The sequence below is a fragment of the Nonomuraea sp. NPDC052116 genome (assembly GCF_040680035.1).
Lineage (GTDB): Bacteria > Actinomycetota > Actinomycetes > Streptosporangiales > Streptosporangiaceae > Nonomuraea > Nonomuraea angiospora_A.
On record NZ_JBFAWA010000104.1, the window covers coordinates 1 to 1852 of the forward strand.

The 1852-nt window shown below is 66.5% G+C and carries 2 protein-coding genes and 1 pseudogene; 2 read left to right on the top strand and 1 reads right to left on the bottom strand.

The genetic code is table 11. The features are described 5' to 3' along the window. Window positions 1-102 precede the first annotated feature (102 nt). The gene (locus AB0L65_RS62860) at window positions 103-810 is read right to left on the bottom strand and encodes a DUF4386 domain-containing protein (protein ID WP_364267604.1); all 708 of its coding nucleotides are present in this window, start codon (window positions 808-810) and stop codon (window positions 103-105) included. 108 nt (window positions 811-918) lie between these two features. Between AB0L65_RS62860 and AB0L65_RS62865 the strand changes: the two genes are divergently transcribed. Next, a complete protein-coding gene (locus AB0L65_RS62865; RefSeq protein ID WP_364267607.1) occupies window positions 919-1599 on the top strand; it encodes a TetR/AcrR family transcriptional regulator C-terminal domain-containing protein in 681 nt (226 codons plus the stop codon). 159 nt (window positions 1600-1758) lie between these two features. Continuing rightward, window positions 1759-1852, top strand: a pseudogene (locus AB0L65_RS62870) (IS5/IS1182 family transposase); the annotation flags it as partial.

Below are 1852 nucleotides of genomic sequence, written 5' to 3' on the forward strand. Positions count from 1 at the left end.
GACCCCGGACAGCTACCTCGCCGGCCTCTACCTGCGCGCCTCAATGATCTGGATCAAGGACCTCACCCGAAACCACCCATTGATCACGACTCAATCCATGCCCTAACTCGCCGCTGGTGCCGCCGTGGGCTCATTCGACGGTGCTTGGTCGAGTGCGTGACGGCGGACGCCGCGGACTAGCAGGTAGCCGACCATCCAGAACTCGCCAACGGTCGCGGGCAAGGCGAGAGCGTCGGCGATGCCCGATGCGTCGGGGACGAGATATCTGACGAACGCGCCGAGCAGGTAGGCGATGCCACCGCCGACGAGAATCCAGCCGAGCGGGCGGGGCATCCAGCCCGAACGGAGCACGCACGAGCCCATGGGGATGAGCCACAGGCCGAAGAACAGTGCTCCCACCCCCCACAGGTTGCCGCTGACCAGGTACAGGACTTGGACGGCGGCTGCCGCGTCGCCGACCGGGTTGAGCCCGACTTGGACCGCCGTGGCGAGCAGCGCAGCGCTAGCGAGAATTGCGACCGCGTTGACGAGGCCGAAGGCGGCGATCCCGCCGGCGGCAAGCGGATCCGCGGTGCGGAACAGGCGGTAGAACCATGCGGCGGCGAGGGCTTGCGTGACGACGATGAGCAGTTCTAAGGCGACCCCGGCGCGGGCGAGCGATTCGTGTTCGACAAGGGCGGCGAGCGTCGCACCGGGGTCGTCGACCGTGAAGAGTCGTGGCCGGATGAGCAGGAAACCTAGTGCACCTGTGACGGCGAGGCCAAGGTAGAGCAGCCCGGTCGTGCGGGCGGTGCGGATCAGCGCATGCATGATCGTTCCTTGTGGCTGTGGCGGTGTGGAAGTGATCACGAAATCGACCACCCGTCTTACCGCGTAAGGTATCTTACGCGGTAAGGTGGAACAAGTGTGGAGAGACCGATGGCAGTGAAGGCATTTCGGGAGCCGCTCAGCCGTGAGCGGGTGCTGGCGGCGGCGGTCGTCCTGGCGGATACGGAGGGGATCAAGGCGCTGACGATGCGTCGCCTTGCCGCCGATCTCGATGTCGAGGCCATGTCGCTCTACTACTACCTGCCCAGCAAGGAGGCCCTGCTCGACGGCGTCGTTGAGACCGTGATCATGGAGATCCATGACGCAGTCGGCCGCCTCGACACGACCGGAGACTGGCGTACGCGGCTGCGGCAGCAGTTCCTCGCGGCGCGTCAAGTCATGCTGCGTCACCCGTGGGTGCCCGGGCTGTTGGGCTCGCGTCGGATCATCCCGGCCAGTGTGTACGCATACTACGACGGGATCGTGGGCACGCTGGTCGGCGCTGAGTTCTCGTACCACCTCGCGCATCGGGCGCTGCACGCGTTCGGCAGTATGCCTCTCGGGTTCGTGCAGGAGATCTTCAGCCCGGCGTCGGCCGGCGGAAGTATGGAGGCCGACGTCGCAGAGGCAGACCTGGCCGCGATGGCCGAAGCCCTGCCGCATCTGGCAGCGATGGTGGCAACCGGGCTCCATGACGTCACCGACCCCGCGCTGGGTTGGTGCGACAGCCAGGTCGAGTTCGAGTTCACCCTTGATCTGCTCTTGGACGGGCTCGAACGCCTCCGCGGGTAGTACGACAGCAGTAGGTCGACGAGGTGCCGCGCCGTGCGGAGTGCGGCAAGGGCATTGTCTGCCTGCAGCGGCTGATCGCCGGTATGCGCGCCGATCCGGTGGGTGTTCTGCTCAGCAGCGCGGCCCAATCGACCTACCTGGGGGCGCACGTGCGTCCTCCTGCGGGAACGCGGTATCAAGGCGGTCATCCCGGAGAAGAAGGACCAGGCCGCCAACCGGAAGAAGAAGGGCTCCAGAGGCGGTCGGCCCGTCA